We start from the raw sequence: 17,330 nt of genomic DNA on the forward strand, positions 1-17,330 counted from the left end.
CGTACCCGCCCGGGGGCGGTTTGTGTCATCGACACGCTTGCCCTTCGCGGGGTGCGCCGTTTGAAGGTGCGGGTTCGCTGTGGCTGAGCGCGCAGTTCCCCGCGCCCCTGAAGGGCGCGGGGTGCCACCGGAGCTTGTCTGTCCGTCTACGCCGGTCGCTGCAGCACCATCATGCTTCGGTCGACCAAGGACAGGCGGTCGCCCGCCTGGACCTTCGCGCCTGTGCCGCGTTCCAGGCCGGACGGCCGCGCCGTGTCGACGACGACCTGCCACTGGCGCCCGTGGTTGACCGGCACCACGAACTCCAGGGTCTTCGGCGAGGCGTTGAACATCAGCAGGAACGAGTCGTCGCCGATGCGCTCACCGCGCGGCCCCGGTTCCGAGATCGCGTTGCCGTTGAGGAACACCGACAGGGCCCGCGCCTGCGTGGAGTTCCAGTCGCGCTGGGTCATCTCCTCGCCCTCGGGGGTGAACCAGGCGATGTCCGACAGCTCGTCGTGGGTGCCCTCCACGGGCCGGCCGTGGAAGAACCGGCGCCGCCGGAACACCGGATGGTCCCGGCGCAGCCAGACCATCGCGCGGGTGAACTCCAGCAGCGCGGCGTCGCCCTCGCCCTCGGTGTTCTCGGGCCACGGCACCCAGGACAGCTCGTTGTCCTGGCAGTACGCGTTGTTGTTGCCGCTCTGCGTGCGCCCGAACTCGTCGCCGTGGCTCAGCATCGGCACGCCCTGGGAGAGCATCAGCGTCGCGGTGAAGTTGCGCATCTGGCGCGCCCGCAGTTCCAGGACCTCCGGGTCGTCGGTGTCGCCCTCGGCCCCGCAGTTCCACGACCGGTTGTGGCTCTCGCCGTCGCGGTTGTCCTCGCCGTTCGCGTCGTTGCGCTTCTCGTTGTACGACACCAGGTCGTGCAGCGTGAACCCGTCGTGGCAGGTGACGAAGTTGATGGATGCCAGCGGGCGCCGCCCGTCGTCCTGGTAGAGGTCCGAGGAGCCCGTGAGCCGGGACGCGAACTCCGCGAGCGTCTGCGGCTCGCCGCGCCACATGTCCCGTACGGTGTCGCGGTACTTTCCGTTCCACTCGGTCCACAGGGGCGGGAAGTTGCCCACCTGGTAGCCGCCCTCGCCGACGTCCCAGGGTTCGGCGATCAGCTTCACCTGGGAGACCACGGGGTCCTGCTGCACGAGGTCGAAGAACGACGACAGCCGGTCCACCTCGTGGAACTGCCGGGCCAGGGTCGCCGCCAGGTCGAAGCGGAACCCGTCGACGTGCATCTCGGTGACCCAGTAGCGCAGCGAGTCCATGATCAGCTGGAGCACGTGCGGGGAGCGCATGAGCAGCGAGTTGCCCGTCCCCGTGGTGTCCATGTAGTAGCGGGGATCGTCCGTCAGCCGGTAGTACGAGGCGTTGTCGAGCCCCTTGAAGGACAGCGTCGGCCCCAGGTGGTTGCCCTCGGCGGTGTGGTTGTAGACCACGTCGAGGATGACCTCGATACCGGCCTCGTGCAGTGCCCGTACAGCGGACTTGAACTCCAGGACCTGCTGTCCGCGGTCGCCCCAGGAGGCGTACGCGTTGTGCGGGGCGAAGAAACCGATGGTGTTGTAGCCCCAGTAGTTGTTGAGGCCCATGTCGACCAGACGGTGGTCGTTCACGAACTGGTGAACGGGCATCAGTTCCAGTGCCGTGACGCCCAGTTCGGTCAGGTGTTCGATGATGGCGGGGTGGGCGAGCGCCGCGTATGTGCCGCGCAGCTCGTCGGGCAGCCCCGGGTGCCGCATCGTCAGGCCCTTCACATGGGCCTCGTACAGGAGCGTGTGGTGGTACTCGGTGCGCGGGCGCCGGTCGTCGCCCCAGTCGAAGTACGGGTTGACCACCACGGAACTCATCGTGTGGGGCGCCGAGTCCAGGTCGTTGCGCCTGCCCGGCGACCCGAAGTGGTAGCCGTACACCTCCTCGCCCCATTCGATGCCGCCGCTTATGGCCTTCGCGTAGGGGTCGAGCAGCAGCTTCGCGGAGTTGCAGCGCTGCCCCCGCTCGGGCGCGTACGGACCGTGCACACGGAAGCCGTACCGCTGGCCCGGCATGATGCCGGGCAGGTACGCGTGCCGTACGAACGCGTCGGTCTCGCGCAGCTCTATCGCCGTCTCCGAGCCGTCGTCGTGCAGCAGACACAGCTCGATCCGGTCGGCGGCCTCCGAGAAGACCGCGAAGTTGGTACCGGCGCCGTCGTACGTGGCACCGAGTGGGTACGCCTGTCCAGGCCAGACCTGCATGGATGCAACTCTTCCAGTTGTACGGCGTCGCCGGGGGCGACTCCCGCCCGAGTCTCCCCGAAAGTGATGGAACCACCTATGACTTACGTCCCTCTTACCGAGCGACCAGTGCATACGCGGTATGCCGAACCAGTGGGACTCGAGCGACTCCTAGAGATGCAGGGGGAGTAGGGGGAAATGTGCGCACGATAGTGCACCGCCATCTGGGCAAGGTGGTGGCGGGTGCGGCCATCGCGGTCGCCGGGACCGCCGTCATGGTCGGGGTCACCCTGCCGGGCTCGGCGGGCGCCGACGACTCCGGTGGCGGCAACGGGGCGGGCCAGACCTCCCAGCAGGCCGGACAGAGCCAGGACCAGGCTCAGGGGGCCGTGCAGCCCGGCGTCGTCGAGGACGCCCCGGCCGAGGGCGACAAGGGCAAGGGACGCGACCCGCTCACCGACGACGAGACCGAGCGTGTCGAGAAGCTCGCCCTCGACCAGCAGCTGTTCCGCAGCAGCGAGAACGTCGAGGGCGACAAGGGTCCCCAGCGGATCACCGTCGACCTCGCCGAGCCCGACGAGAGCGAACTGGACGACCCGAACGCGCCGCGCCGCGCCGAGGTGTCGTTCTACGACTACAAGGACGACTCGCTCGTCACCAAGACCGTGAACCTCGACACCGGCAAGGTCGAAGGGACCGACACCCAGCGCGGTGTCCAGCCGCCGCTCAGCCGTGCCGAGACCGTCGAGGCCGCGCAGCTCCTGATCGCCGACCGGCTCGGCGCCGGTCTGAAGGCCGACTTCAAGGACGCCACCGGCAAGGAGCTGACCACTCCCGACCAGCTGTTGCTCAACAGCATGGTCTACCGGGCGAACGCCGGTACGCCCGCGGCTCTCGCCGACTGCGGCAAGCACCGCTGCCTGCGGCTCTTCGTGAAGGCCAAGAACGGTCCCTGGATCGACAGCCGTGACCTGGTCGTCGATCTGAGCGCCCGGAAGATCGCCAAGGTCGGCTGACCTTCCCTTCCGTTCGGCCTCTCGCGTTCACCGGCCTCGGAGCACCGGGAGTCGGTTCACCTTTCCAACTTTCCTGCTTGTGCAAGGGAGTCATTTCTTCATGCGCGTGAACAACATCGGTCGCGCCCGCAGGCGGACGGCGGTGGGCCTCTCGGTGGCCGCCCTGACCGTCGGCGCCACCACGGCCGCGGGACCGGCCGTCGCCCAGCCCAAGGCTGCCCCCGCGGCGGCCGCCGACTGCAGCGCGGCGTACAAGATCGAGCAGACGCTCACCACCGGCACCAAGTGGTCGATGTGCTGGCACTACGAGACCGAGGCCGGGCTCGTCCTGGAGAACGTCTCGTACCAGCCCAAGGGCGAAGCGGCCCCCATACGTGTCCTGACGAGCGCGAAGCTCGCCCAGATCCACGTCCCCTACGACGACGGCTCGGTCGAGTACGACGACCTCACCGGCGCCGGATTCGGCCAGGGCCTGATGGACATGGCCCCCGGCGAGTGCCCCGGCGGCACCATCAAGACGGTCAAGGTCCCGGACGCCTGGGACCCGGAGCACCCGAACGTCAAGGGCCTGTGCACCACGACCCGTTCGCGCGGCCACGCCTACCGTATGCAGGGCGACTCGGCGAGCAAGGTCTTCCAGCAGCAGGGCAAGGACCTGCTCGTCTACACCGTCAACCAGGTCGGCTGGTACGAGTACATCACCGAGTGGCGCTTCTCGGACGACGGCGCGATCAACATGAACGTCGGCGCCACCGGCAGCCTCTCGCCCGGTGACTACGACGCCGGTGACGGCCGCGGCTGGCCGATCGGCAAGGGCGCCAAGGCGTACGCCACCAGCCACAGCCACAACGTCTTCTGGCGGCTCAACTTCGGCCTCGACGGCAACTCCAAGAACAAGGTCGAGCAGTACGACTCGGTGGTCAGTCCGCCCGCCGCCAACGGCGAGGCCCCGCGCAACAAGACCACCCGCAAGCCGATCACCAAGGAACTCGCGGGCGACGCCAAGAACATGCGCTGGTGGCGCGTGGTCAGCACGACCGGCAAGAACAAGGACGACCACGCCCGTTCGTACGAACTCGTCCCGGGCGCCACCTCCAAGTACCCGGGCCGCAGCTTCACCAAGCACGACGTCTATTTCACCCAGTACAAGAAGTGCGAGCAGTTCGCCAGCAACAACCTGCGCAACTGCGGTACCGGAGCCGGTAAGTCCGTCGACAAGTGGGTCAACGGACAGAACCTCACGCACCCCGTCGCCTGGGTGAACATCGGCTTCCACCACGTCGCCAGGGACGAGGACCAGCAGCCCATGCCGGTCCACTGGCAGGGCTTCTCCATCGCCCCGCGTGACGTCACCGCTATGAATCCGCTCACTCCGCCGGAGCTGGCCGATCAGAACGGCAAGCCGGACAACGGTAGTTGAGAAACGACCTGTCCATCCGGCTGCACCGTCGGCCGCTCCCGGAGTACCCTTCCTTGATCGTTGGCTGGGGGAGTGCTCGGGGGAGCGGAAGGCGGTGCGCGGGTGGGGTCCGGAGGGCTGGAGTTGCCCCCTGGTGACGGCGGTCACGAGGGGAGCTCCACGGATGCCCCACCGGGCGCGGTGTCCCTGGCGCGACCGATGGAGATCGGAGCGGAGCTCGACTGGGGCGCCGACGCCTGGCGCGAGGTGCGCACGCGCGCCCAGCGGGCCGGCCGGGCCTACATCTGGCTGAACCTCGTCGAACAGCGGCTGCGCGCGGTCGTGGCCGCTGTTCTGCGCCCGATCTACGAACCCGTCCACGGCCAGGACGACTGGGTGGTCGCCGCCGCCGGACCCGCCGGGCAGGAGTGGGTGCAGCGCGCCGTCGCCGTACGCGAAGTCAGCCGCCGCAAGGGCTACTTGCTCGACCCCGCCGACGACAACGTCCTGAGCTTCCTCACGTTGCCCCAGCTGCGCGAGCTGATGGTGCAGCACTGGCCGTGCTTCGAGCCGTACTTCGACGAGCGCCGGGACGTCGAACTCGCCCTGGACGAACTGGAAGTCACCCGCAACGTCGTCTCGCGCAACAGAGCGCTGTCCGAGGCCGTCCTCGCCCAGGCCGAGCGCGCCTCGGCGAAGCTCCTGGAAATACTCGGCGCGGGCAGCGACGTGCCGTCCGCACGCCGGCTCCCCGTCGACGCGGTCGAGAACCTGGTCGGCGACCGGTACGCGGACGTGGTGGGTGTGCACTCGGACCGGGTGCGGCTGATGCGGCAGTTCCCCGCCGAGGACATCTTCGGCGGAGCGCGCCGACTGGACGCCATCGGTATCGGTCTCAACCTCCTGGTGCAGAACTTCTCCGGGCGGCGGCTCGTGAGGCTGGCCGAGTCCGGCTGCCGGGTGCGGCTGCTGTTCCTGAACCCGGCCTCCAGCGCGGTCAAGCGTCGCGAGCGTGAACTGGGCATCAAGCGGGGAGAGTTGAGCCGCTCCGTCGAGATGAACATCCTGCACATGCGCCGGGTCCGGGCCCGGCTGCGCGATCCCGGCGCCTTCGAGATCCAGGTCTACGACGAGACGCCCCGCTTCACGGCGTACCTCGTCGACGGGGACGGCTCGGACGGCATAGCGGTCGTGCAGTCGTATCTGCGGCGGACGCGCGGGATGGAGGCACCTGTGCTCGTGCTGCGCGGCGGGGGACGGGTGTTGAAGCCGGACGAGGTCGGCGAAGAAGGGCTTTTCGGGACGTATCGCGAGGAGTTCGAGGTGGCTTGGGCTGATTCGCGGCCTGTGTCCTGACGGCTCCCAGGACGGGCCCGTGTCCGGCTCTGCCGGTCGGCCGGGTGACCGGCCTGATGAGCATCAAGCGGAATGCGGTCGTCGGATTGTCAGTGGCCCATGGGATCGTGGAGGTCATTGGGGGATCGCACCACGAAGAAGGGGGCCGGCATGGGTTGGCACGGGGAATTGCTGGTCGGCTTCGACCTGGAGACGACCGGGACGGATCCGCGCGAGGCGCGCATCGTCACCGGGGCCGTGATCGAGGTCAGGGGGACAGAGCCGGTCGGGCACCGCGAATGGCTCGCCGACCCGGGAGTCGAGATCCCGGCGGACGCGGTGGCGGTGCACGGGATCAGCAACGAAAGAGCGACGGCCGACGGCAGGCCCGCCGACCAGGTGGCCGACGCGATCGCCTCGGTCCTCGTCTCGTACTGGCAGTCGGGCGTCCCGGTCGTGGCGTACAACGCGGCCTTCGACCTGACGCTGCTCTCCGCCGAACTGCGGCGGTACGGACTGCCGTCACTGCGCGACCGGCTCGGCGGAATCGACCCCGCGCCGGTCATCGACCCGTACACGATCGACCGCTCCGTGGACCGCTACCGCCGCGGCAAGCGGAATCTCGAAGCGGTCTGCGCGGAGTACGGCATCGCGCTCGACTCCGCCCACGACGCCTCGGCGGATGCCCTGGCCGCGGCCCGTCTCGCCGGTGCGATAGCCGCCCGCCACCCCAAGGTCGCCGCCCTCGGCCCGGCGGAGCTGCACCGCCGCCAGATCGAGTGGTACGCGGAATGGGCGGCGGACTTCCAGAGCTTTCTGCGCCGCAAGGGGGACGAGACGGCGGTGGTGGACGGGGTGTGGCCGGTGCGGGACCTGACCGATGTGGGGCGGCGCTCCGCGGGGAGCGGCCGATAGCTGGGGCTGCTCTTCAACTGCGGGTTGGTTGTGGCTTGTCGCGCAGTTCCCCGCGCCCCTGAAGGGCGCGGATCTCTGAGGGGGCCCGCGCCTCTGACGGTGGCTGCGCCTCTGGCGGGGCGGTGGCGCGGTGGGTGCGTTCGATGGACTGGCCCCAGTACGTTCCCGTGATCAGCAGCGTCGCGCCGAGGGCTGTCACCGGGGTGAAGTGGTCGCCGGCCAGGGCGATGCCGACCGCGGCGGCCCAGATCGGTTCGGTGCCGAGCAGGAGGCTGGCCCGGCTCGCCGAGGTGCGCTGGACCGCCCAGGTCTGCGCGAGGAAGGCGAACACACTGCAGAACAGGGCGAGATAGAGCAGCTGGGCCCAGCCCGCGAAGCCGATGTGGGCGAGCGTGGACAGTTCGCCGGACGCGGGCAGCAGGAACAGAGCCGAGCCGACAAGGGTCTGCACGGTGGTCAGCCGCAGCGGGCGGATCGCACGGTTCACGGTGAGCCGGCCGACGAGTGCCACATGCACCGCCCGGATCAGCGCCGCGGCGAGCATCAGCAGGTCGCCGAGGCGGGGCGCGTGGAAGCCGTTGCCCGACATGAGCAGGCCGACGGCCAGCAGACACACACCGGCGGCCGCGTAGAAGGACAGCGGGAGGCCGCCGCGGTGGCCCGAGCGGTCGAGGAGGGGAGTGATCACGATGGTCAGGCTGATGATCAGCCCCGCGTTCGCGGCACTCGTGTGGGCGACGCCGTATGTCTCCACCACCAGGACGGCCGCCTGGGTGACCCCCAGGGGCACGCCGATCCGGAGCTCGTCGCGGGTCCATCCGCCGGACTTCCGGTCGGTGGCGACGAGACCGAGACAGGCGATCGCGGACAGGGCATACCGAGCGAACAGCACCACCAGTACGGGCAGTACGGCGGTGGCGGTCTGGGCGGACAGATAGCTGGAACCCCAGACGAGGGCGACAAGGAGGAGTACCGCATCGGTACGGCGGGCATCGGGCACGCGCTCACCCTGCACCGTCCACGTCCCTGAAGCCCAGAGCCAACTTCTTAAACGATCCTTTAGCATCCCTACATCGGCACGCCGCGATCCCTGGGACGAGGACTGGGGCGAGGAGTGGCACGAGAACTGGCACGAGAACTGGGACGAGGACATGGACGAACGGCAGCTGAGGATCCTGCGTGAGCTGGGCGAACTCGGCAGCGTCACCGCGGTCGCCGAGGCGCTGCTCGTGACGCCCTCGGCGATCTCCCAGCAACTGCGGCTGCTCCAGCGCGCGATCCCCGTCCCGCTCACCGAGCGCCAGGGGCGGCGGCTGGTGCTCACCGACGCCGGGCAGGCCCTGGCCGGGGCGGCGATCGAGGTGGAGACGGCGCTGGAGCGGGCCCGGCACACCGTCGCGGAGTTCGTCGACCGGCCGGACGGAGAGGTGTCGGTGGCGGCCTTCCACAGTGCGGCCTCGGCGTTCTTCCCGCTGCTGCTCCAAGCGCTCGCCGCGCCCGGGGGGCCACAGCTGTCCCTCGCCGACGCGGATGTGACGCAGGACGACTTCCCGCCGCTGACCAGGGAGTACGACCTGGTGCTCGCCCACCGCCTCGACCACACCCCGGGCTGGCCGCGCACGGTCACGGCCACCACCCTCCTGCGCGAACCGCTCGACGTGGCGATGCCCGCCGACCACCCGCTGGCCGTCAAGCGTCGGCTCACCCCGCGTGATGTGGCCGACCAGCCCTGGATCACGGCACACGACGGCTTCCCGGTGGTGGCGACCATCGACGCCATCGCCACGGCCGCGGGCCGTCGCGTCCGCCTCGCCCACCGCATCAACGAGTTCGCGGTGGTGGCCGAGGTGGTGGCCGCCGGAGGGGGCCTCGCCCTGATGCCCCGCTGGACGATGCGCCCGCACCCCGCGCTGGTGCTCAAACCGCTCAGCGGCGTTCAGGCCCGACGGCACATCGACGCCCTCCACCGCCCCGAACGCACGGCCCGCAAGGCCGTACGGACAGTTCTCGCCGAACTGGACCGGGCGGCGGGGACGATCCGCGGCCGGAGCTGACGGGCCCCTTTGTTTGGCTCGGTTCGCCTTCGGGGCGCTGCAGCCGGTGCACTCGCCCCGGAGGGAGGGCCTCAGAAGGGATACCAGCGAACCGTTTCGTCGCCGTCCCGCAGTGACGCCACCCGGCGCTCGAACTCCGCCAGTGCCTTCGGATTGCTCGGTGCGTGCTGGGAGACCCAGGCGCAGCTGGCCGTCTCGCGGGCCCCGCGCAGCACCCCGCAGCCGTCCCACTCGCGTACGTCCCAGCCGTACGTCCGGGTGAACGCGTCGTACGCCTCGGCGGGCAGCCCGTACCGGTCGCGGGACAGGGCCATGACCACGAGGTCGTGTTCGCGCAGGTCGGTGGAGAAGGTCTCCAGGTCGACCAGGACCGGCCCGTCGGGACCGATGTGGACGTTGCGGGGCAGCGCGTCGCCGTGGATCGGGCCCGGCGGCAGATGCGGGGTGAGTGCGGCGGCGGCCGTGGCGAAGCCGTCGCGCCGGTCCCGCAGGAACGCGGCGTCCGCCGGGTCGATCGTGTCGCCCGCGAGCCGCAGCCACCGCTCGACCCCGCCAAGGAGGTCGCGGCGCGGCAGCGTGAAGGCGGGGGAGGGCAGGGCGTGCACCAGTCGCAGCAGCTCGGCGAGATCGCCGGGCTCGGCGGGGCGTACGGAAGCGGGCAGCCGGTGCCACACCGTCACCGGGTGACCGGACACGGACCGCGCCTCGGACTCGGCGGCCCGCACCGCGGGGACGCCCTCCTCTGCGAGCCAGACGGCGATGGCCAGTTCCCGCCGCGCCCGGTCGAGGAGTTCGGCGTCGCGGCCCACCTTGACCACCAGATCACCGGCGGCGAACACGGCGTTCTCGCCCAGCGCGAGCAGCTCCGCGCCCCGGTCGAAGCCCGCCTCGGCGAGCACGTCCCGCGCCTGTGCCTCGTCCATCACTCGCCTCCCGTGGAGCCCTTGGTTCTCGTGCGGTTGTTGTGCGGTTGTCGTGCGGTTCTCGTCGCGTCGGCGGTCGAGATCACGCCATACGCCGCCCAGTGTCGCATTCGCACTGGTGGGAGCCCTCGGGAGGGTGTGCACGCTGTCTTGACGGCGTGTCAGTACGTCAGCACGATGACGAGGGCCGCCGGGACGGCCAGACCAGTACGAGCCGCCCGAAGGAGCTGATTCCGTGACATCGGCGACCGTGAGGAAGCGGTCAGTGAAACGGTCAGCGAGGGGTGCGCCGGGCGGAGGCAGAGGAGGGGGAGGCGGCGGCGCGAGGGACCGTCTCGTCGACCACGGCGCATGGTTTCTGGTGCTGCCCGCGCTGATCCCGATCCTGGTGCTCAGCGTCGGACCGCTCCTCTACGGCATCGCGCTCGCGTTCACCGACTCCCAGTCGGGCCGCACCGAGCCCACCCAGTGGATCGGGACCCTCAACTTCCAGGACCTGCTGCACGACACCCTGTTCTGGGACTCGTTCCGGATCGGCCTGCTGTGGGCGGTGGGGGTCACGGTCCCGCAGTTCCTCCTCGGCCTCGGCCTCGCCCTGCTGCTCAACGAGAACCTCCGCTTCCGCTGGCTGGCACGGTCGCTCGCGATCATCCCGTGGGCGATGCCCGAGGTGGTCGTCGGCATCATGTGGCGGCTCGTCTACAACCCGGACGCGGGCATCCTCAACGAGACGATCCGCGACCTGGGCCTGGGCGACGGGCGGGACTGGCTGTCCGGCCTCGCCACCGCCCTGCCCGCGGTGATCGTGGTCGGCGTCTGGGCGGGCATGCCCCAGACGACGGTCGCCCTGCTCGCCGGACTGCAGAACACCCCGCGCGAACTGCACGAGGCCGCCGCGATGGACGGCGCGGGCGCGTGGCGCCGCTTCCGCACGGTGACCTGGCCGGCCCTCAAACCGGTCGCGCTCGCCATCACCGCGCTCAACTTCATCTGGAACTTCAATTCCTTCGCCCTGGTGTACGTCCTGACCAACGGCGGACCCGGCGGGCGCACCCGGCTGCCGATGCTGTTCGCGTACGAAGAGGCCTTCCGCTACGGGCAGTTCGGGTACGCGGCGGCGATGGGATGTGTGATGGTCGCCGTGATCTCGGTGATCCTCGCCCTCCACCTCGTCGGCCGGCTCAGGGGAGGCGAGGACGCGTGAGGACTCGGAAATCGGCTCGCGCGGGCCAGTACCTCGCGCTTCTCGCCTATCTCGTCTTTCTGGCCTTCCCCTTCCTCTGGCTGATCTCGACCGCCTTCAAACCGCCGCGGGAGCTGGGGAGTCTGCATCCGACCTGGATCCCCAAGGACCCGACGCTCGCCAACTTCCGGCAGGCCTTCGACGAACAGCCGCTGCTGGACGCCGCGTTGAACTCGCTGACCGCGGCGGTCGGCGCGGCGGTGATCGCCGTACTGATCGCGACTCCGATGGCGTACGTCATGGCCCGGCACCGCACACGGCTCGCGCGGGCCGCGACCGGCTGGGTCGTGGTCAGCCAGGCGTTCCCGTTCGTGCTGGTGATCATCCCGCTGTTCCTGGTCCTGAAGAACCTGCGGCTGATCAACTCCGTACCGGGTCTGATCATGGTGTACGTCGTGTGGGCGCTGCCGTTCGCGCTGTGGATGCTCGTGGGGTACGTACGGGCCGTGCCGGCCGAGCTGGAGGAGGCCGCGGCCGTCGACGGCGCCGGCAAGCTGCGGACGCTGGTCTCGATCACCGCGCCGCTGCTCGCGCCGGGAATCGTGGCCACGGCGCTGTTCGCGTTCATCAGCGCGTGGAACGAGTTCTTCTTCGCGCTGGTGCTCCTCAAGACCCCGGAGAAGCAGACCCTTCCCGTCGTCCTCACGCACTTCATCGGAGCGGAGGGCGTGGCGGACCTAGGGCCCCTCGCGGCCGCCGCGTTCCTGGCGACCCTGCCCTCGCTGGTCGTCTTCGCGGTCATCCAGAAACGGATCACGGGCGGAATGCTCGCCGGGGCGGTGAAGAGCTGATGCGGACGAAACGGCTCGTCGCGATGGTGGTGGCGCTGCTGCTCACGGGCAGTGCGGCCTGCACCGGCGGCGACGGTGACGACGGCGGTTCGCGGGACGGCAGGGTCACGCTCCGCTTCCAGTCCCTCGCCTGGCAGGAGGAGTCCGTCGACGTCAACAAGGAGCTGGTGAAGGAGTGGAACGCCGCCCATCCGGACGTCAAGGTCGAGTACGTACAGGGGAGTTGGGACAGTGTCCACGACCAGCTGCTCACGTCCTTCGAGGGCGGTGAGGCGCCGGACATCATCCATGACGCCTCGGACGACCTCGCGGACTTCGCGTACGGCGGGTATCTCGCGGATCTGCGTGACCTGCTGCCTGAGCGGCTCAAGTCCGATATCCCGCAGCGGAGTTGGGAGACCGTGACCTTCGGGGACGGGGTCTACGGCGTGCCGTTCCTCCAGGAGCCGCGCGTTCTGATCGCCAATGCCGAGTGGTTGCGGGAGTCGGGCGTACGGATTCCCACGCCCGAAAAGCCCTGGAACTGGGACGAGTTCAGGGCGATCACTGATGAACTCGGTGGCGGGGACGGTGACGGTGACGGGAAGTACGGGGTGGCCTGGCCGCTCAAGGAGCCCGTGTCGGCGACCCTGAACCTGTCGCTCTCGACCGGTGGGCAGTTGTTCCACCGGGGCTCGGACGGCAAGGTGCGGATTCGGTTCGGGGCGGGCGACGAGGTGGTGCCCCGGACCATTCACGATCAGGTCAACACCGATGGCAGCGCGTCGAGTTCGACGCTCGGCAGCGGTGGGTCCGACACGCTGCCCGGCTTCTTCGGCGGCAAGTACGCGATGGTTCCGCTCGGGTTCTCCTACCGGCAGCAGATCGTGCAGCAGGCGCCGAAGGGCTTCGAATGGCAGGTGCTGCCCGCGCCTGCCGGTGCGGACGGGCTCACTCAGGGGGTCAGTCCGCAGACCCTGTCCGTCGCGGAGGACAGTCCGCACAAGGAGGAGGCCGCCGCGTTCATCGACTTTCTGCTCCAGCCGCGGAACATGGTGCGGCTTGCGCTCGGCGACTGGATGTTGCCGACCGGTACGGGGGCGCTCCGGGATCCGGCGCTGCGGGTCGAGGAGGACGGGTGGGCGGTCGGGACGGCGCTTGCGCGGTATCTGCGGTCGGCGCCGGCGCAGGCCGTGCGGGGGTATCCGGAGTGGAAGGACAAGGTGGCTACGCCTGCGCTTCAGGAGTACTACAGCGGGGGTATTGGGCTTGGTGAGTTGCGTGAGCGGCTTGTGGGGGACGGGAATCTGGTGTTGGCGCGGTATCAGAGGTGACGGTTCGCTGGCGCTGGGCTTGGGGGATGCGGGTTGTTTGCTCGGTGCCGGCCGGTGGGGGCTGGTCGCGCAGTTCCCCGCGCCCCTAGAAGATTGCGCCGTTCCCCGCGCCCCTAAAGACTGCGCCGTCCCCCCGTGCTCCTCAAAGATTGCGCCGTTCCCCGCGCCCCTCAAAGTGGGTCCCTGGAGGAACGCGCGGGTGAAAATCGGTTGGCCCGGGCCGTCCTGGACGCCTAGCGTGCCGGGTGTGGGTATCAATGCGATTTTTTCTTCCGGTCTTGGCCGGGGCTGTGCGTATGCGATTCGGATGCGTTGCGCCCCCGGTGCCCTGACCGGCGCGGGGGTCTGCGCTCGCTGACGGCAATCGCCGCAGGGGTGCTCCCTCTCACGTACGCCTTGGAGCAGGTGCGCAGCTGACGCGTGCCCGTTTGTGCGTGTCCTTTTTTCCTCCCTTCCGGTCGGGGCCTTCGTCTGCCCGTTTTCGTCCACGGAAGACAAGGACCGCAGGCCATGGCCCGCCCCACCCACGTTTCGCGCGCGTTTTCGCAGAACTTCCTCACCGACCGCGCCACCGCGGACCGCTTCGCCCGGCTCGCCGTACCGCGGCCGCAGCACCCGCCCCTGCTGCTCGAAGTGGGCGCGGGCAAAGGCGCGTTGACCGAACTGCTCGCACCCCGCTGCCGGGAGCTGCTCGCCTACGAGATCGACCCACGGCTCGTGCCCGCCCTGCGAGCCCGCCTCTCCGGGACGCCTCAAGTGCGGGTGATCGGCGGTGACTTCCTCGCCGCGCGGCCACCGGGCAGCCCCTTCTCCGTCGCCGGGAACGTGCCGTTCTCGCGCACCGCGGACGTCGTCGACTGGTGTCTGCGCGCGCCCGGTCTCACGGACGCCACGCTCCTCACCCAGCTCGAGTACGCCCGCAAACGCACCGGGGACTACGGGAGTTGGACCCTGCTCACCGTCCGCACCTGGCCGTGCTTCGAGTGGCGGTTCCTCGGGCGGGTCACCAGGACCAGGTTCCGTCCCGTGCCCCGGGTCGACGCCGGAATCGTACGCATCGAGCGACGCCGTACCCCGCTGCTCGACCGGACCTCGTACAGCGACTGGCGGCAGCTGGTCGAGCTGGGTTTCTCGGGGGTCGGTGGTTCGCTGTACGCCTCGCTGCGCCGGGCCCATCCGAGGCGGCGGGTGGATGCCGCGTTCCGGGCCGCGCGTCTCGATCCCCATGTGCTCGTCGGGGAGGTGTCGCCCGAGCAGTGGCTGGGGCTCCACGGCGTGCTGGCGGCACGGTGAGCCGCGTACGACGGGTGGCCGTAATTGAATTGCACGAGACGTCTCGTCTCGTTTATGGTCGACCCATGACCACCTCGCACCCCGCCCATATCGCCATGTTCTCCATCGCCGCCCACGGGCACGTGAACCCGAGCCTTGAGGTGATCCGGGAGCTCGTCGCCCGCGGGCACCGGGTCACGTACGCGATTCCGCCCGCCTTCGCCGAGAAGGTCGCGGAGACGGGCGCCGAGCCGAAGCTCTGGAACTCGACGTTGCCGTCCCCCGACGACGACCCCTCGGCATGGGGGACCACGCTCCTGGACAACGTGGAACCCTTCCTGGCCGACGCGATCCAGGCGCTTCCGCAGCTCATCGAGGCGTACGAGGGCGACGAGCCGGACCTCGTACTGCACGACATCACCTCGTACCCGGCCCGTGTCCTCGCCCACCGCTGGGGTGTCCCGGCCGTCTCGCTCTCGCCGAACCTCGTCGCCTGGGAGGGGTACGAGGAGGAGGTCGCCGAGCCCATGTGGGCGGAGCCGAAGCGGACCGAGCGGGGCAGGGCGTACTACGCGCGCTTCCATACCTGGCTGGAGGAGAACGGGATCACTCGGCATCCCGACCCGTTCGCCGGCCGCCCCGACCGTTCCATCGTCCTGATCCCGAAGGCCCTCCAGCCGAACGCCGACCGGGTCGACGAGTCCGTGTACACGTTCGTCGGAGCCTGCCAGGGCGACCGTGCCGCCCAGGGGGAGTGGCGGCGGCCCGACGGTGCCGAGCGCGTCCTCCTCGTGTCCCTGGGCTCCTCCTTCACCAAGCAGCCCGCGTTCTACCGCGAGTGCGTGAAGGCGTTCGGCGATCTGCCGGGCTGGCACGTGGTGCTGCAGGTCGGCAAGCACGTCGGCCCCGCGGAGCTCGGCGAGATTCCGGGGAACGTCGAAGTGCGGGACTGGGTACCGCAGTTGGCGATCCTCAAGCAGGCCGACGCCTTCATCACGCACGCGGGCGCCGGCGGCAGCCAGGAGGGGCTCGGCACCGCCACGCCGATGGTCTGCGTGCCCCAGGCCGTCGACCAGTTCGGCAACGCGGACATGCTCCAGGCGCTCGGCGTCGCCCGGCACCTGCCGATGGAGGAGGCGACGGCCGAGACCCTGCGCGAGGCCGTACTCACGCTCACCGGAGACCCGGACGTCGCGCGGCGGCTCAAGGAGATCCAGGCGGGGATGGCGGCCGAGGGCGGCACGGCACGCGCTGCGGATTTGATCGAGGCGGAAATCCCCCGGCGCACCACGGGTGCATGACCGAACCTTTACCGAGACCTGGAGGGGCGTGATCGGGTGACCGTCCACGAAATCGAGTGACCGTCCGCGAGCCGGGGTGACCGTCCGCGAACTCGTAATCCCCACGGGTCACGGTTGTACGCCAACGGTGAAGCCATGGCGCACTTTGGATAACGGGACGGTCATTCGATAACGCTCGGGTAACGCGGCATCCGCCCGATCAGGGCATGGACAGGGTTGCCGGGTTGGACAGTTACCCCCTCCCGAAGGTTGCGCCGGCCACTTCTTGTTCCTTGCATGAACACCTTCCTAGCTTGAGGTGAACTCACTACGAACGCTGGGAAGTTGATCAATGCGCCGAGACATACCGCCCCTCGCCGAGGTGCGCCGCCTCACCCAGAAGAAGCGTGACGCGTGGTGGACCGTGCTGCTCGTCGACCCGGTGGCCACGCCGCTGGTGAGGCTCACCGCGATGCGTACGAGGATCACGCCGAACCAGATCACCTGGGGGGCGTTCCTGCTCGGCCTGGTCTCGGCGGCCTGCTTCGCCTTCGGCGACTGGCGGTGGCTGATCGCCGGCGCCCTCGTCTACCACCTGAGTTTCATCCTCGACTGCATGGACGGGAAGGTGGCCCGGCTGACCGGCCGGGGCTCCGTCTTCGGGGCCTGGCTGGACTTCGTCTTCGACCGTATCCGGGTGGCGGTGTGCGGGGTCGCGCTGATGGCCGGGCAGTACGACCGCACCGGTGACACGGTCTACATCTGGCTGGCCCTCGCGGTCGTCGGCCTCGACACGCTGCGGTACATCAACTCGCTGGAGATCTTCAAGATCCGCTACAACATGCGCAAGCAGATCAAGGCGCGGGTGCGGGAGGCCCGCCGCGCCGAGAACTCCGCCGAAGTCGCCTTCATGGAAGACCTGTTGCGCAACAACCCCTCGGCGGACATCGAGCACGACATCCGCAAGACGTCGAGCCTGTCCGGACCGGCATCGGACCTCTCCGGACCGGGCTCGGACCCGGCCGAACTGGCCTCCGGAGAAACCACCGACGCTTCCCAGAAGCCCCAGGACAAGCCCCAGGACAAGCTCCAGGACAAGCCCCAGGGCCAAGTCGTCGACCTCCAGCAGGAGTTCCGTCACCGCTTCCCGGTCTATCTCCGGATGCGGTCCTTCCTCCTGCGCCACCGGATCCGTACGCACCTGGTGAGCGGCATCGAATTCCAGATGGGCGTCTTCATCGTCGGCCCGCTCCTCGACGCGGTCATCGAGGCGACCCTGGTGTCCGGCGCCCTGCTTCTCGTCTTCGAACTCGCCATCATCTACAAGCTGTTGCTCTCCACCCGTGACTTCACCCGCACCATCGACTCCTTCGAGCGGGACGAGGTGGCAACGGCGGCCTGATCCGGCGTGCCGGCCGCCGGCCGCATACGACGGCGTGGGCGGGGGGGGGGGCCCCGCCCCCCCCGCCGGGGGGGGGGGTTGGGTTGGGGTCGACCCCCCCCACACCCCAAGCACAAACCGAGGCGGCGGCGGGGGCAC

General features: G+C 69.6%; 14 protein-coding genes. 11 read left to right on the plus strand and 3 right to left on the minus strand.

Annotated features, from left to right (window positions below):
* Window positions 1-146: 146 nt before the first annotated feature.
* A complete protein-coding gene (glgX, locus tag ACFWXQ_RS09950) occupies window positions 147-2,270 on the minus strand; it encodes a glycogen debranching protein GlgX (RefSeq protein WP_383949553.1) in 2,124 nt (707 codons plus the stop codon).
* Window positions 2,271-2,449: 179 nt separating this feature from the next.
* Between glgX and ACFWXQ_RS09955 the strand changes: the two genes are divergently transcribed.
* The 4 genes from ACFWXQ_RS09955 (at window position 2,450) to ACFWXQ_RS09970 (ending at window position 6,914) form a co-directional block, all read left to right on the plus strand.
* Entirely contained in the window at window positions 2,450-3,265 is an 816-nt protein-coding gene (locus ACFWXQ_RS09955) for a Tat pathway signal sequence domain protein (RefSeq protein ID WP_383949550.1), read from the plus strand.
* A 100-nt stretch (window positions 3,266-3,365) separates the two neighbouring features.
* The gene (locus ACFWXQ_RS09960; protein WP_383949547.1) at window positions 3,366-4,685 is read left to right on the plus strand and encodes a copper amine oxidase; all 1,320 of its coding nucleotides are present in this window, start codon (window positions 3,366-3,368) and stop codon (window positions 4,683-4,685) included.
* A 102-nt stretch (window positions 4,686-4,787) separates the two neighbouring features.
* Window positions 4,788-6,020 (plus strand): SAV2148 family HEPN domain-containing protein, encoded by a 1,233-nt coding sequence (locus tag ACFWXQ_RS09965; RefSeq protein ID WP_383949545.1) that lies wholly within the window; start codon window positions 4,788-4,790, stop codon window positions 6,018-6,020.
* Between the two features lie 150 nt (window positions 6,021-6,170).
* A complete protein-coding gene (locus ACFWXQ_RS09970; RefSeq protein ID WP_383949542.1) occupies window positions 6,171-6,914 on the plus strand; it encodes a 3'-5' exonuclease in 744 nt (247 codons plus the stop codon).
* A 13-nt stretch (window positions 6,915-6,927) separates the two neighbouring features.
* Here the strand turns inward: ACFWXQ_RS09970 and ACFWXQ_RS09975 are convergent, their stop codons facing one another.
* Window positions 6,928-7,914 carry a DMT family transporter gene (locus ACFWXQ_RS09975; RefSeq protein ID WP_383949539.1) on the minus strand — a complete coding sequence of 329 codons (987 nt, stop codon included), beginning with the start codon at window positions 7,912-7,914 and terminating at the stop codon, window positions 6,928-6,930.
* A 151-nt stretch (window positions 7,915-8,065) separates the two neighbouring features.
* On the opposite strand from ACFWXQ_RS09975, the gene ACFWXQ_RS09980 reads away from it, so the two are divergent.
* On the plus strand, window positions 8,066-8,968 hold the full coding sequence (locus ACFWXQ_RS09980) for a LysR family transcriptional regulator (protein ID WP_383949535.1): 903 nt from the start codon (window positions 8,066-8,068) through the stop codon (window positions 8,966-8,968).
* A gap of 71 nt (window positions 8,969-9,039) precedes the next feature.
* Here the strand turns inward: ACFWXQ_RS09980 and ACFWXQ_RS09985 are convergent, their stop codons facing one another.
* Window positions 9,040-9,891, minus strand: a complete 852-nt coding sequence (locus ACFWXQ_RS09985) for a phosphotransferase enzyme family protein (RefSeq protein WP_383949532.1) — start codon at window positions 9,889-9,891, stop codon at window positions 9,040-9,042.
* A gap of 235 nt (window positions 9,892-10,126) precedes the next feature.
* Between ACFWXQ_RS09985 and ACFWXQ_RS09990 the strand changes: the two genes are divergently transcribed.
* From ACFWXQ_RS09990 to ACFWXQ_RS10015, 6 genes are all read left to right on the plus strand, one after another.
* Window positions 10,127-11,095: a carbohydrate ABC transporter permease gene (locus ACFWXQ_RS09990; RefSeq protein ID WP_383949529.1), complete on the plus strand. Its 969-nt coding sequence runs from the start codon at window positions 10,127-10,129 to the stop codon at window positions 11,093-11,095.
* Window positions 11,092-11,925, plus strand: coding sequence for a carbohydrate ABC transporter permease (locus ACFWXQ_RS09995; RefSeq protein WP_383949526.1), 834 nt, complete (start codon window positions 11,092-11,094; stop codon window positions 11,923-11,925). The genes ACFWXQ_RS09990 and ACFWXQ_RS09995 overlap by 4 nt, the downstream gene beginning before the upstream one ends.
* Window positions 11,925-13,238: an ABC transporter substrate-binding protein gene (locus tag ACFWXQ_RS10000; protein ID WP_383949523.1), complete on the plus strand. Its 1,314-nt coding sequence runs from the start codon at window positions 11,925-11,927 to the stop codon at window positions 13,236-13,238. Before ACFWXQ_RS09995 ends, ACFWXQ_RS10000 begins: the two co-directional genes overlap by 1 nt.
* A gap of 510 nt (window positions 13,239-13,748) precedes the next feature.
* A complete protein-coding gene (gene erm, locus ACFWXQ_RS10005) occupies window positions 13,749-14,531 on the plus strand; it encodes an ErmE/ErmH/ErmO/ErmR family 23S rRNA (adenine(2058)-N(6))-methyltransferase (RefSeq protein ID WP_383949520.1) in 783 nt (260 codons plus the stop codon).
* 65 nt (window positions 14,532-14,596) lie between these two features.
* Entirely contained in the window at window positions 14,597-15,811 is a 1,215-nt protein-coding gene (gene mgt, locus ACFWXQ_RS10010) for a macrolide-inactivating glycosyltransferase (protein ID WP_383949517.1), read from the plus strand.
* Between the two features lie 331 nt (window positions 15,812-16,142).
* Complete coding sequence (locus tag ACFWXQ_RS10015; protein ID WP_386267927.1) at window positions 16,143-17,192, plus strand: CDP-alcohol phosphatidyltransferase family protein; 1,050 nt, start codon at window positions 16,143-16,145, stop codon at window positions 17,190-17,192.
* Window positions 17,193-17,330 lie beyond the last annotated feature (138 nt).

Origin of the sequence: Streptomyces sp. NPDC058697, assembly GCF_042715345.1 — a bacterium.
Classification (GTDB): domain Bacteria; phylum Actinomycetota; class Actinomycetes; order Streptomycetales; family Streptomycetaceae; genus Streptomyces; species Streptomyces liliifuscus.

What these genes read in the sequence shown, in the direction of transcription:
- ACFWXQ_RS09960 (WP_383949547.1), top strand. Translation starts at nt 3,366, where the DNA reads ATGCGCGTGAACAACATCGGTCGCGCCCGCAGGCGGACGGCGGTGGGC.
- mgt (WP_383949517.1), top strand. Translation starts at nt 14,597, where the DNA reads ATGACCACCTCGCACCCCGCCCATATCGCCATGTTCTCCATCGCCGCC.
- glgX (WP_383949553.1), bottom strand. Translation starts at nt 2,270, where the DNA reads ATGCAGGTCTGGCCTGGACAGGCGTACCCACTCGGTGCCACGTACGAC.
- ACFWXQ_RS09980 (WP_383949535.1), top strand. Translation starts at nt 8,066, where the DNA reads ATGGACGAACGGCAGCTGAGGATCCTGCGTGAGCTGGGCGAACTCGGC.
- ACFWXQ_RS09985 (WP_383949532.1), bottom strand. Translation starts at nt 9,891, where the DNA reads ATGGACGAGGCACAGGCGCGGGACGTGCTCGCCGAGGCGGGCTTCGAC.
- ACFWXQ_RS10015 (WP_386267927.1), top strand. Translation starts at nt 16,143, where the DNA reads ATGCGCCGAGACATACCGCCCCTCGCCGAGGTGCGCCGCCTCACCCAG.
- erm (WP_383949520.1), top strand. Translation starts at nt 13,749, where the DNA reads ATGGCCCGCCCCACCCACGTTTCGCGCGCGTTTTCGCAGAACTTCCTC.
- ACFWXQ_RS10000 (WP_383949523.1), top strand. Translation starts at nt 11,925, where the DNA reads ATGCGGACGAAACGGCTCGTCGCGATGGTGGTGGCGCTGCTGCTCACG.
- ACFWXQ_RS09970 (WP_383949542.1), top strand. Translation starts at nt 6,171, where the DNA reads ATGGGTTGGCACGGGGAATTGCTGGTCGGCTTCGACCTGGAGACGACC.